This is a genomic window from Planctomyces sp. SH-PL62, assembly GCF_001610895.1.
Classification (GTDB): Bacteria; Planctomycetota; Planctomycetia; order Isosphaerales; family Isosphaeraceae; genus Paludisphaera.
The window spans coordinates 1773539-1791792 of the sequence record NZ_CP011273.1; the positions used below are offsets into that span (position 1 = coordinate 1773539).

At 65.9% G+C, this 18254-nt stretch carries 14 protein-coding genes and 1 tRNA gene; 4 read left to right on the top strand and 11 right to left on the bottom strand.

Annotation, left to right across the window (positions count from 1 at the left end; genetic code table 11):
* Nucleotides 1-40: 40 nt before the first annotated feature.
* The 6 genes from VT85_RS06845 to tadA all read right to left on the bottom strand — a co-directional run bounded on the left by VT85_RS06845 (nucleotide 41) and on the right by tadA (nucleotide 10053).
* On the bottom strand, nucleotides 41-418 hold the full coding sequence (locus VT85_RS06845) for a response regulator (protein WP_068412438.1): 378 nt from the start codon (nucleotides 416-418) through the stop codon (nucleotides 41-43).
* Nucleotides 419-1040: 622 nt separating this feature from the next.
* Complete coding sequence (locus VT85_RS06850) at nucleotides 1041-2939, bottom strand: TolC family protein (RefSeq protein WP_082858932.1); 1899 nt, start codon at nucleotides 2937-2939, stop codon at nucleotides 1041-1043.
* Between the two features lie 636 nt (nucleotides 2940-3575).
* Nucleotides 3576-6737: an efflux RND transporter permease subunit gene (locus VT85_RS06855; RefSeq protein ID WP_068412441.1), complete on the bottom strand. Its 3162-nt coding sequence runs from the start codon at nucleotides 6735-6737 to the stop codon at nucleotides 3576-3578.
* An 80-nt stretch (nucleotides 6738-6817) separates the two neighbouring features.
* On the bottom strand, nucleotides 6818-8086 hold the full coding sequence (locus VT85_RS06860) for an efflux RND transporter periplasmic adaptor subunit (protein WP_231871469.1): 1269 nt from the start codon (nucleotides 8084-8086) through the stop codon (nucleotides 6818-6820).
* A gap of 1413 nt (nucleotides 8087-9499) precedes the next feature.
* Nucleotides 9500-9587 (bottom strand) — tRNA-Ser (locus VT85_RS06870).
* Between the two features lie 16 nt (nucleotides 9588-9603).
* Nucleotides 9604-10053 (bottom strand): tRNA adenosine(34) deaminase TadA, encoded by a 450-nt coding sequence (gene tadA, locus VT85_RS06875; protein ID WP_068412447.1) that lies wholly within the window; start codon nucleotides 10051-10053, stop codon nucleotides 9604-9606.
* 158 nt (nucleotides 10054-10211) lie between these two features.
* On the opposite strand from tadA, the gene VT85_RS06880 reads away from it, so the two are divergent.
* The gene (locus VT85_RS06880; RefSeq protein ID WP_068412450.1) at nucleotides 10212-10724 is read left to right on the top strand and encodes an opioid growth factor receptor-related protein; all 513 of its coding nucleotides are present in this window, start codon (nucleotides 10212-10214) and stop codon (nucleotides 10722-10724) included.
* Nucleotides 10725-10787: 63 nt separating this feature from the next.
* Here the strand turns inward: VT85_RS06880 and VT85_RS28990 are convergent, their stop codons facing one another.
* Both VT85_RS28990 and VT85_RS28995 read right to left on the bottom strand, forming a co-directional pair.
* Nucleotides 10788-11270 (bottom strand): aquaporin, encoded by a 483-nt coding sequence (locus tag VT85_RS28990; RefSeq protein ID WP_315850944.1) that lies wholly within the window; start codon nucleotides 11268-11270, stop codon nucleotides 10788-10790.
* On the bottom strand, nucleotides 11174-11452 hold the full coding sequence (locus VT85_RS28995; RefSeq protein WP_231871471.1) for an aquaporin: 279 nt from the start codon (nucleotides 11450-11452) through the stop codon (nucleotides 11174-11176). The genes VT85_RS28990 and VT85_RS28995 overlap by 97 nt, the downstream gene beginning before the upstream one ends.
* A 413-nt stretch (nucleotides 11453-11865) precedes the next feature.
* Here VT85_RS28995 and VT85_RS06890 point away from each other — a divergent pair, with 413 nt between their 5' ends.
* The 3 genes from VT85_RS06890 to VT85_RS06900 all read left to right on the top strand — a co-directional run bounded on the left by VT85_RS06890 (nucleotide 11866) and on the right by VT85_RS06900 (nucleotide 13953).
* A complete protein-coding gene (locus VT85_RS06890; protein WP_068412453.1) occupies nucleotides 11866-12237 on the top strand; it encodes a hypothetical protein in 372 nt (123 codons plus the stop codon).
* Nucleotides 12238-12514: 277 nt separating this feature from the next.
* Complete coding sequence (locus tag VT85_RS06895; RefSeq protein ID WP_068412456.1) at nucleotides 12515-13495, top strand: DUF1559 domain-containing protein; 981 nt, start codon at nucleotides 12515-12517, stop codon at nucleotides 13493-13495.
* A 20-nt stretch (nucleotides 13496-13515) separates the two neighbouring features.
* A complete protein-coding gene (locus tag VT85_RS06900; RefSeq protein WP_156512717.1) occupies nucleotides 13516-13953 on the top strand; it encodes a hypothetical protein in 438 nt (145 codons plus the stop codon).
* A 444-nt stretch (nucleotides 13954-14397) separates the two neighbouring features.
* On the opposite strand, the gene hslU is transcribed toward VT85_RS06900, so the two are convergent.
* The 3 genes from hslU to VT85_RS06915 form a co-directional block, all read right to left on the bottom strand.
* Nucleotides 14398-15774 carry an ATP-dependent protease ATPase subunit HslU gene (gene hslU / locus VT85_RS06905; RefSeq protein WP_068412463.1) on the bottom strand — a complete coding sequence of 459 codons (1377 nt, stop codon included), beginning with the start codon at nucleotides 15772-15774 and terminating at the stop codon, nucleotides 14398-14400.
* On the bottom strand, nucleotides 15756-16304 hold the full coding sequence (hslV, locus tag VT85_RS06910) for an ATP-dependent protease subunit HslV (protein WP_082858411.1): 549 nt from the start codon (nucleotides 16302-16304) through the stop codon (nucleotides 15756-15758). Before hslV ends, hslU begins: the two co-directional genes overlap by 19 nt.
* 132 nt (nucleotides 16305-16436) lie before the next feature.
* Nucleotides 16437-18056 (bottom strand): glycosyltransferase family 39 protein, encoded by a 1620-nt coding sequence (locus VT85_RS06915; protein WP_068412468.1) that lies wholly within the window; start codon nucleotides 18054-18056, stop codon nucleotides 16437-16439.
* Between the last annotated feature and the right edge of the window lie 198 nt (nucleotides 18057-18254).

Sequence of the window (18254 nt, forward strand, 5' to 3'; positions counted from 1 at the left end):
ACGTTCACGCCCTCTGCCCGGGCCAGCCCCGCGCCTCGGCTTACTTCCGACAGGCGGCCTGGTCTAGCAGTTGCTTCACGTGTTCGTAGTCCGCCGGCTTGACGACGTGGTGGTCGAACCCGGCCTGCCGGGACCGATCCAGGTCGCCGTCGTTGCTGAAGCCGGTCATCGCCACGAGCATGCTCCGGCCGAGCTCGGGGATCTGGCGCAGTTGCTCGGCGACGCGATAGCCGTTGATATCGGGAAGGCTGATGTCCAGGAAGACGGCGTCGGGGATGAAGGTGCGGACCGACTCGATCGCGTCGGTCCCATTGAACGCCGTCCTAACGTCATGGCCCTCGAACTGGATGAGCATCGCGAACATATTCGCGGCGTCGACGTTGTCATCGACGATCAGGACTTTCAATCCCGTCGCCACACCCGCGTCTCCAATCATTTTCGCATACGGTTCCACGAGTCATCTCCGAGTGGTCTCTCGAAACCAGCCCGCACCGACCGCAGTCTGAAAAGGCCGTCGATCCACCATCGCCTGGTCTCCCCCTCGTCGGCTCCATCACCACGAAGAGATCCGCCATCGCTCTCTTCGACGAGCCGCCCAAACTCCCTCAGGGAGCTTGAATGCGAGACTCGGCGATCCGCCGCGAAGGAGAGCATCGGGAAGAATTCGCTCAAGCCCGAGCGAAGGACGAAATCACGGAGTTGAAAATCCACGCAAGCCGAGATTCATTGATCTAGGCGCGCTTCGTCGCCGGCTTCATCGCTGTCGGAGGAAGCCGTCCCATCCCATGACCAGGATTTTGAAATTCAGGTCCCCGTATATTACTCAAAGTCGAAGCCGGAGGCAATCCGGCCCGCGATGTTCTCGCGGATCCTCGGACTTCCCGGAAGTTCGGCCACGATCCGGATCGGCGTGAAGGATCGGGCGTCGATCGGCCGATCGGATCGCCCGGGAACCCCGCTGGGGGACGGTGGACGTGTCACCGGTATTCGGATCCGGTGGACGCAGGTCCCACGTCCGCTCCAGCTCGACTCAGCTCAATTCAGTTCCGCTCGGGGAGCGGATCCGGCAGGGCGTCGGCCGGCGGCGACGGGGGTGGTATCGAGATCCGGTCGGTCGACGGCGGCGACGGGGGTGGTATCGTGATCCGGTCGGTCGGCGACGACGCGGGCGGCTTCTCCTCCATGCCGCCCAGCGGCGCCGGAAGATCCCCGTCCATCGGCGTCGCGGGCGGCGGGGCCGGGATCTGGTCGCCCGGCGGCTGCCCAAGCGGGTTCGTGAACGGTTCGGCGGCCGGGCTCATGGGCGGCAGCGGCGCGCTCGGCGTGGGGGGCTCTCCGATCGGCACCGGCGGCACTTGCAGGGCCGGCGTCTTGTGCGTGCGGAACCTCTCCCAGAACGGTTGCATCGGCCGGGGGACGGGGATCGGGAACAGGTAGTTTCCGCCGCCGAGGGCCTGATAGGTCTCGATGACGGCGGCCAGTTCCTGCTGCTTGGTCTCGACGAGGACCGTCCGCGCATCCCGGAGGTCCCGCTGGGCGAAGAGGACGTCCACGTAGTCCGCTCGGGCGAACTGGAAGAGTTGCATCGCGACCCGGACCGATTCTTCGAGGGCCGCCAGCTGCTGCCTCTTGATCGCGATGCTGCTGCGATAATTCTCCACCTTGGCGAGCCGGTTCACCAGCTCGACGAAGGCGTTCAGGACGACGCGCTGATAGGTGTAGACGGCCTGCAGCTGGCGAGCGTCCGCGGTCAGGTAGTCGGCCTTGATCGCCTTCCTGTTGATGAACGGCACCAGGAGGTTGCCGGCGGCCCCCGCGATCAAACTCTCCGGCGTTATGAACAGGTATCCCGGGTTGAACGCCTGGTATCCGACCGTCGCGTTGATGAAGCCCTGGGGATAGAAGCGCTTGCGGGCGACCTTCACGTCGAGCCCGGCGGCCGTCAGCTCCCGTTCGGCCTGCCGGATGTCGGGCCGGTTCCGGAGCAGTTCCGCGGGGACGCCGACGCTCAGCGCATGCAATTCCAGGTCGATGAAGTCCCCGGTCATGCGCTCGACGCGCTGCGGGTTGCGCCCCAGGAAATAGTTGATGCGGTTCTCGGCCTCGACGATGTCCTGGCGGACGATCTGCTTCTCGCTCTGGTTCCGGCGGACCTCGGCCAGGAATCGTTGCACGGGGAGTTCGGTGCCCCGGGCGCCTTCCTTCACGGTCTTGGCCATTTCCAGGCTCTGCTCCATGATCTCGATCGTCTGGTCCAGGATCTCGATGCGCTGGTCGAGGGCCATGAGCAGGTAGTAGTTGTTGGCGACGTCCGCGATGAGGCGGGTCACGAAGAAGTTGCGATTCTCGGCGGCGGCGTAATAGCGCATCACCGCCGCGTCCCTGGCGTTGTGCAACTGCCACCAGATGTCCGGCGTCCAGAAGAACAAGGGGGCCAGGATGAAGTTGGGGATCGGGTCGGGGAGGAACCTGCCGACGGCGAAGGGATCGTCGCGGATGGTGACGCCGTCGAGCGTGAACAGGCTGGTCTTATCGATCCCGATCCCGCCGCCGGGGCTGAGGGAGGGGAGGTACGCTCCCTTGCGCGAGATGATCTCGTTGCTGGCGATCTGGACGTTCTCGGTGAGGATCCTCAACTCCTGGTTGCCGCCCACCGACTGGCGCATGAGGTCCACGAGCTTCGCATCCGAGAAGAACTCCTCGACCCGAAGCGCGGCCGAATTCTCCGAGCTGTCCGCCGCCTCGAAGACCGGCGGCAGGTCGGATCCCGGATCCGCCTTGCGGAGATCGTAGCTCGCCAGGGCGCCCGGCCCGGGCTTGGGATTCCGAAGGGAGGGGATCCCGCAGGAAGGGAGCACCAGCAGAAGGCCGCATGCGATCGCGACGGCGACCCCACGCTGCTTGAGCTTCGCGTCCCAGAGAGAGGCCAGATAGCTCATCGACTTCATCCTTGAGTTCCCGACCACGCAGGCGGATTCGCGACCTGCCGCGGAGGTTCAACGTCCTCGCCATCCTGGCGAGTCCAAACTTCATATCAATTAATCTTGCAACCGTCACGCGTGCGGAGACTCCCCGAACGGAGGTCTCCGATCGGGATTCGAGTGATCAGCGATGGAGAGCGGGCCGGGACAGGATCGAGGCTCGGGTCGGGGCGAGAACCGCCCCTCCGACGACCAGCGGACGAGATGCCGCTCTCCTTTAAAGGACCTTCACCCAGCCGTCAAGGCGGATCCGAGACGAGACGGATCGGGCGGACGCGCCTTGAGCGGGCCCGAGAGCCCTCGGCGATCGGGAGGACGCCGAAAACTCCGCTCGCCCCTCCGGGGGGCCGTCTCACGCCCGACGGCCCCCGCCATCGCCTTTCCGCCGCCCAGGACGCACCTACCTGTCCCGCGCGCCGTCGGCGACGCCCGTCCGGATTCTCGGGCCGTGCTCGGCGTCCGCGAACCTGGCGACGTTCGATTCGCGTTCGTCGACCACGGTCCCCGACCGGCCGCCGGCAGTCCGACGTCCGTGCGGGGCGGGGCGTCGGCGCGCCGAGACGCGCCGCACGGGTCCGAGGGCGTATGACCGTCTCATCCATGCTGGATCGTCTCGCTGAGGGGCTCGTCCGACTCATCCTGCAGGAGCTTCCCCCCGTCGGCCATCTTGCCGAACAGGTAGTAGAGCCCGGGGATGAACAGGACGCCGATCACCGTGCCCAAAAGCATCCCCCCGACGGCGGTGGTGCCGATCGTGCGGTTCCCGATCGCACCCGGGCCGCTGGCGCGGACCAGCGGGATCAGGCCGGCGATGAAGGCGAAAGAGGTCATCAGGATCGGCCGGAATCGAAGCTTCCCGGCCTCGATCGCCGCATCCTGGATGCTCAGCCCCTCGCGATGCCGTTGCACCGCGAACTCGACGATGAGGATCGCGTTCTTCCCCAGAAGGCCGACCAGCATGACGAGGCCGATCTGGGCGTAGACGTCGTTGGACAGCCCCATGGCCTGGAGGAACAGGAAGGAGCCGAAGATCCCGATCGGCAGCGACAGGATCACCGCCAGCGGCAGGATGAAGCTCTCATACTGGCCGACGAGCACGAGGTAGACGAAGATCACCACGATCAGGAAGATGAAGACGGCCAGGTTCCCCTTGCGCGCCTCGTCGTAGGAGAGGGCTTCCCACCCGAGCCCGTAGCCGCGAGGCAACGTCTCGGCCGCGACCTCCTCGATGGCCGCGATCGCCTCGCCGCTGCTGTATCCGGCGGCCGGGGCCCCCTGGATGGCGGCGGATGGATACAGGTTGTAGCGGTTGATCTCGTTCAAGCCCTGCTGCTTCCTCAGCGTCATGAACGCGGAGTAGGGGACCATGTCACCCTTGTCGTTCTTGACGAACATGTTCTGGAAGTCTTCCGGATATCGCCGGAACTCCGGCAGGGCCTGGACGAACACCTTGTAGAACTGGCCGAACCGGATGAACCCCTGCTCCCAGGTGCTCCCCACGACGATCGACAAGTTGTCCATCGCCTTCGCGATCGACACCCCCTTCTGCATGGCCTTGTCGTTGTCGACGACGATCTCATATTGCGGATAGTTGCTTGCGAAAAAGGTGAACAACCCTTTCACCTCCTTGCGCTTCGCGAGGGCGGCCATGAACTTGTCGGTCACCTTCCCGAGTTCCTCGTAGTTCATCGAGTTCGTCTTGTCGAGGACGCGCGTCGAGAACCCGCCGGCGGCGCCGAAGCCCGGGACCGCGGGGGGCTCGAAGAACTCGAGCTTGACGTTGGAGATCTCGCTCCCTTTGCGTTCGAGCTCCTCGATGATCTGCTTCGAGGTCATCTTCCGCTCGGACCAGCTCTTGAGATTGATGAGGCACGTGCCCGCGTTCGAGCCGCGCCCCTCGGTCAGCACCTCGTACCCGGCGAGCGAGGAGACCGAGCTGATCCCCTCGATGCTCTTGGCGACCTCCTGCAGCTCGTGGGACTTGGCGTTGGTGTACTCCAGCGTCGAGCCGGGCGGGGTCTGGATGATCCCGTAGATCATCCCCTGGTCCTCGAGCGGGATGAACCCCGCCGGGAGGTGGGTGTTCACCAGAAAGATGCCGGCGCCGAATCCGGCGACGACCAGAGATGTGAACATGCGTTGCGTGACGACCGGCCGCAGGAACGCGACGTATCCGCCGGTCACCTTCTCGACGCCGCGGTCGAAGACGTGCAGGAGCATCGCCAGCGGCCCTCGCTTCCTCTGGCCCGTGTGGGGCTTGAGGATCATCGCGCAGAGGACCGGCGTGAGGGTCAACGCCACCACGCCGGAGAGGACGATGGACGTGGCCATCGTGATGCCGAACTGGCGGTAGAAGGTGCCGACCGGCCCCGTCATGAACGTCACGGGGACGAACACCGCCGTCATCACCAAGGTGATGGCGATGATCGCGCCGCTGATCTCCTGGATGACCTCCTGGGTCGCTCGATACGGCGATAAATGTTTCTCGTGCATCTTGGCGTGCACGGCCTCGACCACCACGATGGCGTCGTCGACCACGACGCCGATCGCCAGCACCAGCGCGAAGAGCGTGATCAGGTTGATCGACAGGCCGAACAGCTGCAGGAAGAAGAACGTCCCGATCAGCGACACCGGCACCGCCAACGTCGGGATCAGGGTGGAGCGGAAGTCGCCGAGGAACAGGAACACCACGAGGGAGACCAGCACGAAGGCCTCGAACAGGGTGTGGAGCACCTGCTCGATGGAGGCCTCCAGGAAGCTGGAGACGTCATAGCTGACCTCGAACGTCATCCCCGGCGGGAAGGAAGCCTCCTTGATCTCCTTCAGCTTCTCCTTGACCTCCTCGATGACGACGGCCGCGTTGGTCCCCGGGAGCTGCTTGAGCACGATGGCCGCCGAGGGATGGCCGTCGATGTCCGAATAGATGTCGTAATAGGAGGAGCTGAGGTCGACCCTGGCCACGTCCTTGAGCCGCAGGATCTCGCCGTCCGGATTGGCCCTCAGGATGATGTCCTCGTATTGCTTCGGCTCGTTGTAGCGGCCCACCCACGTGAGGACGTATTCGACCGTCTGCGACTTGATCCCGGTCGCCTGGCCGAGCCGACCGGGCGAGCCGATCATGCTCTGCTCGCCCACGGCCTTCATGACGTCCTCGGACGAGATGTTATAGGCCCGCATGCGGTCGAGGTTCAGCCAGACCCGCATGGCGTACTGCCGATTGCCGAGGATCGTCGCGCTGCCGACGCCCCGCACCCGCTTGATCTCGGGCACGAGGTTGACGAAGGCGTAGTTGTAGAGGAAATTCTGGTCGTGGCTCTCGTCCGTACTGTAAATATTCACATACATCAACATGCTCGTCATGGCCTGCATGACGACGATCCCCTCGCGTTCCACCAGCGGTGGCAGGCGGTTCTTCACCGTCTGGATCCGGTTCTGGACGTTCAGGACCGCCACGTTCGGGTCCGTGCCCGGCTCGAAGATGATCATGATCGTGGCCTCGCCCGCGCTGGTGGCGGCGGAAGCCATGTAGCGCATATCCGCGACGCCGTTGATCGCCTGCTCCAGGATGATCAGCACGGAGTCGACCAGCACCTTGGCGCTGGCCCCGGGATAGGAGACCGTGACCACCACGCTCGGAGGCGCGACCGAAGGGAATTGCGAGATGGGGAGCGTCTTGATGGACAGCCCCCCCAGAAAGAGGATGATGATCGATATGACGATCGCCAACGCAGGTCGATGGAGGATGTTCGCGAACATGGGTCTCGTTGGGTCGGTTGTGAGGACGCTCCGGGCGTCGATCCTGGCTCCACCCCGCTGTGAACTGAACGAGAGGGCGGTTATTCCGCCCTGTTCTTCAGGTTCGCCATCACCATCTCCGGAGGGCTGAATTCATACTCCACGACCTCCCCCTCGTGCACCTGTCGGACCCCCTCCAGGATGATCTTCTCATCGACCTTCACGCCATTGTCGACGACGAAGATGTCGTCCATCTCATCCTTGATCGTGATCTCGCGCTGACGCGCCTTGCCGTCCTCGCCGACGACGTACACGAAGCGCTTGGCGAGGATCTCGAACGTGGCTCGCTGGGGGATGACGACCGCGTCCTTCGAGATCTTGCTGAGCAGCACCGTGCCCGTCTGGCCGTGGCGCAACAGACGCTTCGGGTTCGGAAAATCCGCTCGGAACGAGATGTTGCCGGTTTCGTTGTTGAACATCGCCTCGATCGCGCCGATCTTGCCGAGCTGGTCGAACTTCCGATCGCCCGCCAGCATGAGCTCGATCTTCGGTTCTTCCTTATGCTCCTCCAGGCCGATCGTGTACTCCAGGTACTGGGCCTCGGGCACGTTGAAATAGACCCACATCGTGCTGTTGTCGGACAGGGTCGTCAGGACGTCGCCCTCCTTGATCAGGCTGCCCAGCTGCTCGTGCAGACGGTCGACGATGCCGTCGAACGGCGCCCGGATGTCCGTGAAGTTCAGCTCGGCCTTCGCGAGATCCATCTTCGCCTTGGCCTTCGCCAGCTTCGCCTGAAGCAGAAGCACCTCGTTCTGCGAGACGACCTTGGACTGGGACAACATCTTCGTGTTGTTGTACTCCAGTTGCGCCAGCTGGGCCTCCGCCTGCTCGGCCTCCATCCTCGACTGGTACAGGACCGGCAGGATCTTGAAGATAAGATCGCCCTTCTTGACGGCCTGTCCCTCTTTCACCAGCACTTCCTGGAGGTAGCCGCCATCCAGGGCGCAGATGTCGATATGTCGCCGCGAGTGGATCTGGCAGACGTATCGCTCGACGACGGTCACGTCCCTGGACTGCGGGCTGGTGACCACGATCTTGTGCTCCTCGTGGTGGGCCTCCGCCTTCGGCTTATTGAAATACGACTCGTATTTGGAGACGAGAACGACCTTCAACCGTGCGGCCTTCGCGCCGAGAACGTCCGCGTAGCCCTGCACCTTCTGCGCATAAGGCGGGGGAAGAATTGCGACCCCCAACTTCGGCGCCCACATGACCACGCCGGCTGATAGCAAGACCAGCAGCATCAACGAGGTGATGGGCCGCCGATAGACGAACCTGAAGGGGCCCAGCAGGGCGGACAAGATGCGCTTCATAACCTTCACGTCTCCTGGATGGCACACAATCGATCAGCGCCCAAGATTTCGGCGAACAAGTATCCGCAAGGGGGCGGGGAGGAGACGCCCGAGGTTAGCGATCGGTCCGAGAACCCGGGACCTGCGGACGGATCCCGCCAGCAGACTTCGCGCGATGGTCCGCAACAGACGATCGCCCGCTGCAGAACGGGTTCGATTCCGCGGGTCGAAACGTCGGCCTGGGATAACGCCTATTCTGGCGAACGGCGTAAACTCCACCACTTTGATGGTCGGGCAGCCACCTTCGACGAGGGCTCCCTCATGAGGCCGGCGCGATCCGGCTCAGCAGCGGAGGGGGCGGGACGTGCTTGCGACGTCGAGGACGACGATCTTGCGGATCGTTCGAGGAGGCTCGAATGTGAGCAGTTCGCAGAAGATGGGTGCCAGGAAGCAGGCCGGAGACTGATCGTCCTCGAAGCCGGCGATTCTTGCATCCTCGACGGGGTGTTCCTCAGGGCGGTTCCTGGTGAAGGAGCTTCCCAAAGACGCATCAGGGACGATGTCGAAGCTTTTCGAAGAGCCGTCGTCGTGCCGGATTTTGACAGGGCCCAAGCCGAGATGCCCGAGGGTTTGTCGGACCGGCGAAGCGATCGCCCCAAGACAGAGGGCCAGAGCGATTAGAAGGGGAATACCACGCTCGACGGATCGTCCTGCCATTGGTATTCCAGCCCCGAGAAACATTAGCGTCACTTAATGAGATGATAGGCACGCGAACGTCCCGCGTCAACACGACAAAGCCGTGAACCTGATCCTACCACCTCATCCCAGGGCTTACACACCCCTCTATAACACGTAAACAGTTACCACAAAGTCACTTTCGATCCCGCCGCGCAATCAGCCCGGACCTGAAGGAGTTGCCGGGAAACCTCAAGCGACACAGGATTTCGCCAAGACAACAGGATTTGCAGTTTCGCCAGATCCGACGATCCCGACCATGATTAACGGCGATGCACTGCCTTCCGTTCGACTCGGCCCAGCTTTGATTCAGCCTCACGCCGATCGTCGCGCCACGAACCGCGAGCAGCAAGCCGTGTCGGCTGCATGGATCCATCCACTCCAGGCGTCACGCCCCACCGTCGTCGGGGGGGGCGAATAGACGCAACTCCGCCGGAAGCATGCGTCTGACACGGGGAATTGGCTGAGCCCGCTCCCGGAGCATGCCGTCAGAGCCACCTACGACAGCAGCGGGGCCACCTGAGAAATCAGGTTGACCCGTGAGCAAGGGACTCGATCCTCGATGGAGGCACGAAAACCCTGATGGTCGTCCGTGAGGAAGACAGGGAAGCCAGGGAGAATGGATCGCCTGATAGCGACACAACCCCCGTAAGGAGCGGGGGCTGTCTTCGATGGGGCGGGTGTGTTCAGCGAGGACAGCGGAGGAGGTGGGATTCGAACCCACGGAACCGCGGAGCGGTTCACCGGTTTTCGAGACCGGCCCTTTCAACCACTCAGGCACCCCTCCGGTGTTAGGTGGTCAGTCAGCGTAGTTTAGTGGAAACTCGACGCTCTTGGAAGAACAGACTCAGGATTTCGCCGCATTCTCGTTCGAGAAGTCCGGACGTAGTGGCTACGCGATGGTTCAGGCGGCGGTCGTCGGTCAGGCGATAGAGGCTCCGGCAAGCTCCGGCTTTAAGGTCGGCCGCGCCGTAAACCAATCTCGCGACACGGGCCTGGACGATCGCCCCGGCGCACATGGGGCACGGCTCCAACGTGACGTAAAGCGTGCAGTCGTCGAGCCGCCAGCGACCGAGGGCGCGGCCGGCCAGCGTCATCGCGATCCGTTCCGCGTGGGCCGTCGGGTCGTGGAGGGTCTCGCGAAGGTTGTACCCCTGGGCTACGACCCGGCCCTCGCGGGCCACCACCGCCCCGACGGGGACCTCGCCGAGCCCCGCCGCCTCGCGAGCCAGGTGGAGCGCCCGTTCCATCATCTCCCGATCCAGGTCCGCTTCCCGATCCGATCCCCGACGCTCCGCCATCAGTGCCCCACTGGTAATCACGACCGGCCGATGGAAAATGGATTCGAAAGGAAGCGGAGGCCCCGGTACGGCCTCCTCCCAACGACGTCCCCTTCGAGGAGCGAGCGGCCATGTCGAAACTGCTGGAATTCTACCGAGGGGAGGGGGAGGATGTGGAGGGTCGAACCCTGGCCGACCTCTGGGCCTTGAGCGACGACGAGATGGAGTTCCACCACGACTTCATCCAGTGGATGTTCCCGCTGGAGGAACCCAGCCTGTTCAATTTCCGGGCGCCGGTCCTCTCCGAGGAGGACATCCAGGCCTTCCACGACGAGCCCGCCTTGCGCGACAACCTTCAGCGCTCGTTCGACCGCTTCCTGAGCTTTCTGGGACTGACGAGGGAGGGGGTCCGGGTGGCCCCGGCGGCCGACTTCGAGTCCAAGCGGGAGATCTTTCGCGCCCCGGATCACAACTGGCTGCGGATCACGCGCGTCCTCACGAGTTTGCGACTTCTAGGCCTGGAAGAGCAGTCGCGAGCCTTCCACGCCGGCCTGACAAGGCTGATGGAAGACGGCCTGGCGCGGATCACCTCGGAGACCCGGCAATACTGGCAAGACGCCGTCTTCCCACCGACGGCGGAGTGACCCGATGACGATCCGACGCCGCGCCGGGCTCCCGGCGCGGCGTCGGGATCTTCGAGGAGTCGTTCAGACGGCTCGGCGATCGCCGCCCATGTCGAACGCGAGGAAGAGGAAGGCCGCCGCGACGCCCCCCGCGAAATCCGCCGCCAGGGGGATCCAGATTTTATCCCACTTGGCGAGGTCCATCGCGGCTGCGCCGACCGCCACCGCCGGGTTGAACGCCCCGCCTGAGACCGGCCCGACCGCGATCGCGCCGACGACCACGGTGAATCCGATCGCCAGGCCATAGAAGGAGTTACCGGCCGTCCCCACGGCCGTCGCCGTGTTCAAGACCATGTAGACCAGCGCGAAGGTGAACAGAAACTCGACCAGCAATTGCGCGGCCACCGTGTACTGGATCGCCGAGGGAGGGGGCGGCGCCACGTCGCCGGTCGCGCCCGCCTTGATGAAGTTTACCGCGAGGGCGGCGACGATCCCGGCCCCGAACTGCGCGACCCAGTACGCGACGGCGTCGCCCCAGGACAGCTTGCCGCGAAGCGCCGCCCCCAGGGAGACGGCCGGATTGTAATGACCCCCGAGTAATGCCCGCCGGCATACACCATGATCATGAGCGACGAGCCGATCGCCAGCGCGGCGAGGGCCGCCTGATCCGGCGTCTTGACCGTCATCCCGACGGTAAAGACCAGGAAAAAGGTGCCGATGAACTCGACCACAGCCTTGCCGATCAACATGGCGGTCTCCTTCGGTTGGGTTCGATTCGAGGTTGCAGCTCGAGAAGGGATGACGTCGACGGAGAACGACGGGGGCCAGACGGGAGGTCGCGATTCGAGTGCGACGCGTCCGCGATTTGGAGCGATCAATCCCATTCGCACGTGAACCAGACTTCTGAAGGTATAAGGCGGCCGCCGATCGGAATCCATCGCCTGAGGAACTTTTTTTACGATGGCGTCAAGTGGGAGCACCCGCCGCGCGCGCCCGCGGATTGGATTCTGCCGCGAAATCGTCGAAATCCGCAGGGAACGCTGTTGCAGGAGTTGACGGCCTGTTATAAAGAGAACGATGGGGACGGCGGATCACTCCCGATCTCCCCCCAAGGCAGGTTCGCCGAAGCGTTTCGCTGCGAACTCCAGTCCCTGGAATCTCCATGCGATCCTCCGTTCGCAAGATATTCCTGATCTCGTTCGTGGCGTGCCACGCGATCGTGCTGTCGGCCGGGCCGTCCCTCCACGGACTGCTCGGGCTCGATCACCGCCCGGTCGGGCTGGCCGTCCCGGATTCGAGCGACCATCCCGGCGGCCCTCGGCACGCCCTGGAAGGGTCCTCCCACGACTGCGCGGCCTGCCATCTGTTGACGCTCGCCTCGCAAAAGCCGGACTCGGCCGTCGCCTTTTCCATCCTCCAGACGGGTCGCGTGCAACGGCCGATCCGCGTCACCCCCCCGCCTCTCGAAGCGCTCAGCGATTCCCCCTCGCGCGCCCCACCCCTCTCTCCTCCCGGTGATCGCACCACCGCCTGAGCCCGACGCCACCCGTCCGGCTCCCTCTCGACCTGGCTCCGGTCGTCGACGCCCCTCGCTTTAAGGCCCACCCGCGCCCGAAGCTGCGTCGTGTCCGCCGGGCTCGGCCTTCCCGCCGACGCGGGCCGGCCTTGAGCGCGACCTCGTCGCGCGGCAAACGCCGCCGCCGCGAGTCGGACGCGCAGGTCGTCGAACGGTCCGATCACCAGGACTCTCCCACATCCTTCTTCATTCACTCCCCCATGCATACATTGTTCGGTCCTGGAGTATCGATCCCATGCGAGCCTCACGTCCCCGGTCCTCGACCGGATTCACGTTGATCGAGTTGCTGGTCGTGATCGCGATCATCGCCGTCCTGATCGCCCTGCTGTTGCCCGCCGTGCAGTCGGCCCGCGAGGCCGCCCGTCGGATGCAGTGCACGAACAACCTGAAGCAGATGGGCCTGGCCATCCACAACTACCACGACGCGCAGGGGCAATTCCCCGCAGGCTACCTGAGTCTGGTCGGCGGCAACTCCATCATGGGCGCGCCCGACGCCGAGACTCGGGACACCGGGCCGGGGTGGGCCTGGGGCACCATGATCTTGCCCTACATGGAGCAGGCGACGGTCTACGCCGCGCTGAACGTCAATCTCCCTTCCTGGGACGCGGCGAACTTCACCGGAGCGAGGGTTTCCGTGGCGACCTTCCTCTGCCCGTCGGTGGCCGACTCCACGCGGGTTTACGACGTGAAGAGCAAGTCCGGCTCGACGATGGCGACCTTCAGCCGCGCCCACTACGGCGCCAATTCGGGGCGTCAGGAAGCCTGGGCGTACGTCGCCGACGACTGGGCGTCGCTCTCGGACGGCGCGTTCTACCGCAACGGCCGGGTGCGAGTCGCCAGCGTCACCGACGGGCTCTCGAACACCGTCTTCCTCGGTGAGCACACCTCGTCGCTGAGCGACAAGACGTGGGTCGGCGTGGTGCCGGGCGCGGTCGGTTGCCCGACCCCCAAGTTCGCGTTCTCCTCGTGCGACGTGGCCGCGACCCAGGTTCTCCTGCACAGCGGCCCGAACCCGTGGGAGACCCCGCCGCTGGTCCATCCCCCCAACTCGCGGCTCGCCAAGATCTGCGGGATGTACTCCGACCACCCCGGCGGCTGCAACGTCCTCATGGGCGACGGCAGCGTCCGGTTCGCCAGCTCCAGCATCAGCCAGGTCGTCTGGCCGGCCCTCGCCACCCGCGCCGGGGGCGAGATCATCAGTTCCGACCAGTTCTGACCCCGAGGGAGCGAACGAACGTGATGCCATTTTCGTCGATCGGGCCGGCCGCGACCTCGCGCCGGTCCCTCCGCCTCGCGGCCTCCGCCCTGGTCGCGCTCCTGCTCGCCGCGCCGGGGTGCGGCGGCGGCGTCCAGTTCAAGGGCGAGAACCGCGACCTGATCATCTCGCTGGCGACCGCCGTCTCCGTCCGCGACCCTAAGCTGCTCGACGAGAACGCCGCCTTGATCGAGAAGCTTCATAACGAAGGGACGTGCTCCGACGCCGAGTGCGACGCCCTTCGAGACATCGTTGCCAAGGCCAAGTCCGGCGACTGGGAGGCCGCCGAGACCTCCGTCTACGCCTTGCGAGACGCCCAGGAGCCCAACGCGGAAGACCTCAAGAACCTCGCCGAACGCAAGCTCTCGCACGAGCCGAGGACGCTCGGCCCCGCGGGGAAGCCTGCCAAGAAGTCCTGATCCGAGCCCAGCGAGAATCGCCGGATTCCGCCGCGCCCGCCCTCCGATGAGGAGGCTGGGCCGTCGCGGGCGCAAGCCGCCCGCGACGGCCCTCACGCCCGCCTTTCCGATCATCCGGACCCGCCGGGGAGGGCGTTCGAGTCATCAGGACGCGCATGGCTTCCGTGTTCGTCCAACCCCCCCAAGGGGAAAATGGGCGCGTCGCCTCGCCGAGATCGGCTCCCGTACCGCATTGTCATTCGGGGGTGCGCCTCGATCGAAACGCTTCCTCGGCAAGCTGCGGATCGTATCCTGCTTCACCCCAAGAAACCGAAGACGAAATCGCCGAACCAAGCCAATCCCTGGCCCCCAAATCACAACCCAACTCCATTCCTGAAAACAACTTACGACCGATGGCTTCGTTCGTCGGGGAATGCGACCGAAGCCAATTCTCGCGAAGAGGGATCAGAGGATGTAGCGGCTGAGGTCCTCATCCCTGGCGACGTCCTCCAGGCGTTTGCGGACGAGCTCGGCGTCGACGACGACGCGCTCGCCGGTCCGTTCGGGGGCCTCGAAGCTGAGGTCTTCCAGGACCCGTTCCAGGATCGTGTGGAGCCTTCGGGCACCGATGTTCTGGGTGGATTGGTTGACCTGGAAGGCCAGATCGGCCATCGCCTCGATCGCGTCGTCGGCGAATTCCAGGTCGACTCCCTCGGCCCCGAGCAGGGCTTCGTACTGGCGGAGGAGCGAGGCGCGGGGTTCGCGGAGGATCCGGGCGAAGTCGTCGCGGGCGAGGTCGTGCATCTCGACCCGGATCGGGAACCGGCCTTGCAGCTCGGGCATCAGGTCGGAGGGCTTGCTGCGGTGGAAGGCGCCGGCGGCGATGAACAGGACGTGGTCGGTCTTGACCGGGCCGTGCTTGGTGTTGACCGTCGTCCCCTCGACGATCGGCAGCAGGTCGCGCTGGACGCCCTGGCGAGAGACGTCGGGCCCGCGCGAGCCGCTGTCGTCGCCGGCGACCTTGTCGATCTCGTCGATGAAGACGATGCCCGATTCCTGGGCCAGCTCGACGGCCGCCTGGTTGATCTTCTCGGGGTCGAGCAGGGCGTCGACCTCCTGCTGGAGCAGAAGCGGCCGGGCCTCGCGCACAGTCGCCCGGCGCGTCTGGGAGGGCTTGGGCATGATCTTCTCGAACATGCCCTGGAGGTCCATCTCCATCTGTTCGAGGTTGCCGGCCCCGAGGATCGAGACCGGCCCGGCCGATCGGCCGGGGATCGTCACCTCGACCTCGCGGTCCTCCAGCTCACCGGCGGCGAGCCGGGCCCGGAGCTTCTCGCGCGAGCGGGCCCGCCGCTCGGCGGCCTCGTCGGCGGCGCCGGGGACCGGGGTCGGGTCCCAGGGGGAGGACGAGGAGGACGCGGGGGCCGGGAGCATCAGGTCCAGCAGGCGGTCTTCGACGCGGGCCTCGGCTTGCTCCTGGACCCGCTTGCGCTCGACGTTGCGGACGAGGAGGATGGCGGCGTCGACCAGGTCGCGGATGAGGCTCTCCACGTCCCGGCCGTAGTAGCCGACCTCGGTGTACTTGGTGGCCTCCGCCTTGACGAACGGCGCGCCGACGAGGCTGGCGAGGCGGCGGGCGATCTCGGTCTTGCCGACGCCGGTCGGGCCGATCAGCAGGATGTTCTTGGGCGTCACCTGGCGTCGGAGGTCGTCGTCGAGCTGGCGGCGGCGCCAGCGGTTGCGCAGGGCGATCGCGACGGCCCGCTTGGCGTCGGCTTGCCCGACGATGTCGCGGTCCAGCTCGGCGACGATCCGCCGGGGCGTCAGCTCGTGCTCGGGCACGGGAGTTCCTCCACCGTCAGGTTCGTGTTCGTGTAAATGTCGATGCCGCCGGCGATGGTCAGCGACTCGCGGACGATCTCGGCCGCCGAGAGTTCGGAGTGCTGCATCAGGGCCCGTGCGGCGGCCAGGGCGTAGCCGCCGCCGGAGCCGGTGGCGAGGACGCCGTCGGTCGGCTGGATCACGTCGCCGGAGCCGCTCAGCATGAGGCTGTGGCGGGCGTCGACGACCAGCAGAACGGCCTCCAGGCGGCGGAGCATGCGGTCGGTCCGCCAGAGCTTGGCCAGCTCGATGGCGGCGCGGGGGACGTTGTTCGGGTGATCCTTGAGCTTGGTCTCGAACCGCTCCAGGAGGGCGAAGCCGTCGGCCGCCGAGCCGGCGAAGCCGACGATCACCTGGCCGTCCAGCAGCTTGCGGATCTTCACCGCGTCGGCCTTCATGACCTGGGTGCCGAGCGTCACCTGGCCGTCGCCGCCGATGGCGACCTTCCCCCCCTTGCGGACCGAGAGGATCGTCGTCGCATGCCACTTCAAGGGGTCGTCTCCTGGGGTCGGTGCGCGTCCGGGCTCGCCGTCTCCGTCCATCAGACGGCTCGGGACGCCGGGATCGCTCGCCCTCGCGAGGATACCGGATCGAGGGAGCCCGTGCCAAGTCGCGGCGGGCCGTCAGTCGCGCCGGGTCGTCGGCCGCTTCTCCCCGACCTCGGGCGGCGGCGAGTAGCTGACCGCATGGCCCTGGAGCCGCTCGCGGAGCTTGATCCGCTTCGCGGCGTCCTCGGCCGTGTACCGGAGGGGGAAGGCCGTAAGCTGCTCGTTCAGGCGGAAGATGCGGACCCGTCGCACCGGCTTCCCGGCGCGGAGGACGGTGAAGTCGTCGAGGGCTTCCGCGCTCCGGAACCAGTGCTCGTAGAAGCTGAACGGGGTGTAGTCGTCGTTGATCATGAGCATCACGCCGTCGCGACCGACCGCCCCGGCGGGGTCGCTCCAGAAGGCGAACCCACGGGCGTCTTCCAGGTTGTAGCAGTGGACGGGACGCCGCATCGCGGTGGCGTGGGCGATCTGGGCGCTCTGATACCAGTTTTTCGTGAACAGGAAGGTCCGGGGGTCGTCGAGCAGGCCGAGACGGTCCAGCCTCTCCGCGACCTGGTCCCAGCCGTAAAGCTCGGCGGTCGGGTCGGTCTTGGCGGTGAGAACGCCAGCCCCCCCCTCCGGCCTGCGCTGGAGCCAGCCGAGGTGGTACTCGGAGATCGTCAGGCCGAGCATGAGGACCGAGAACCCGGCCGCGAACGCCACCCGTCGCCGCGTCCGCGACGGGTCGGCATGGGCCCGAACGGCCAGCGCGCGGCCGAGCGAGGGGAACAGCGGCAGCATCCCCACCAGTCCCCAGTGCGGCAGCACTGGACGGACGCAGGCGACCGCCGTGAACATCGCCAGGGGCGCGACGCAGAGGCAGAACGCCAGCCGCTCGTGCTCGTCGCGGTCCTTCCAGCTCCTCGCCACCTTCCAGCCGACGACCACCAGCGGCGCCCAGATCCAGGGGAACAGGTAAGCCGCCTGCGCGGCGATCGCCCCCAGCAGGCAGTCGGGCCGGAACGCGACGCCGACCGCCCGACTTCCCTGGAAGGCGAACGACGCCCAGCCGTTGCGGACGTTCCAGACGAGCACCGGGCCGAAGACCAGGATTCCCAGGACCGCCGCCAGATACGGGCCGGGAGCCTTCAGCAGCCGTCGCCGCGTCGGACTGGCCAGGATGTAGAGCGCCGCCCCCGCGGGAAGGAAGATCGCGTGATACTTGCTCAACATCGCCAGGCCCCACGCCAGCCCGACGCCGGCCCAGGGTCGCAACCGCCCCGGCTCCTCCAGAGCGAGGTCCAGCCGATCCAGGGTCAGCAGCCAGAAGAAGAGCAGGGGACCGTCCGGCAGGGCGAACGTCCCCACGGCGAGCCCGTAATAGCCCGAGAGATTCAGGGCGAGCGCGGCGAAGAAGCCCGCCCAGCCTCCGAACCACCGGCCGGCGATCCGGGCCATGAGCCACGTCGAGCCCGCGAACAGGGCCACGAACCCCAGCCGGAGCCCGAACGTCGAGAAGGCGTCGCCCACGACCCGAAGCCCGAGCATCTCCACCCAGGCGACCATCGGCGGGTGGTCGAAGTAGCTCGGCGCGGGGTGCATCGCGTAGAGGAAGTGGTAGGCTTCGTCGTTCCCCAGGCCGAGGGAGAAGGCGGCCAGCAGCCGCAGCGACGTCGACGTCGCGATCAGGAGGAGCGTCGCGTGCTTGGGGGTCATGAGCGTTCTCGCTCTCCGCGGAGGCTGTGGCGATCTCAAGGGCGAGTCACGTCTTACCCGGCGAACGCATTCCCGACGAGGCCAACTCGCCGAGCCTCCCACGACCGGCGCGAACCAGAACGTCCGTGTTCCAGGCAGGAATTGCACGCGGAGAGTGCAGAAACGGGAGCGAAAAGCCGGGTGGGCGAAAAACCGACC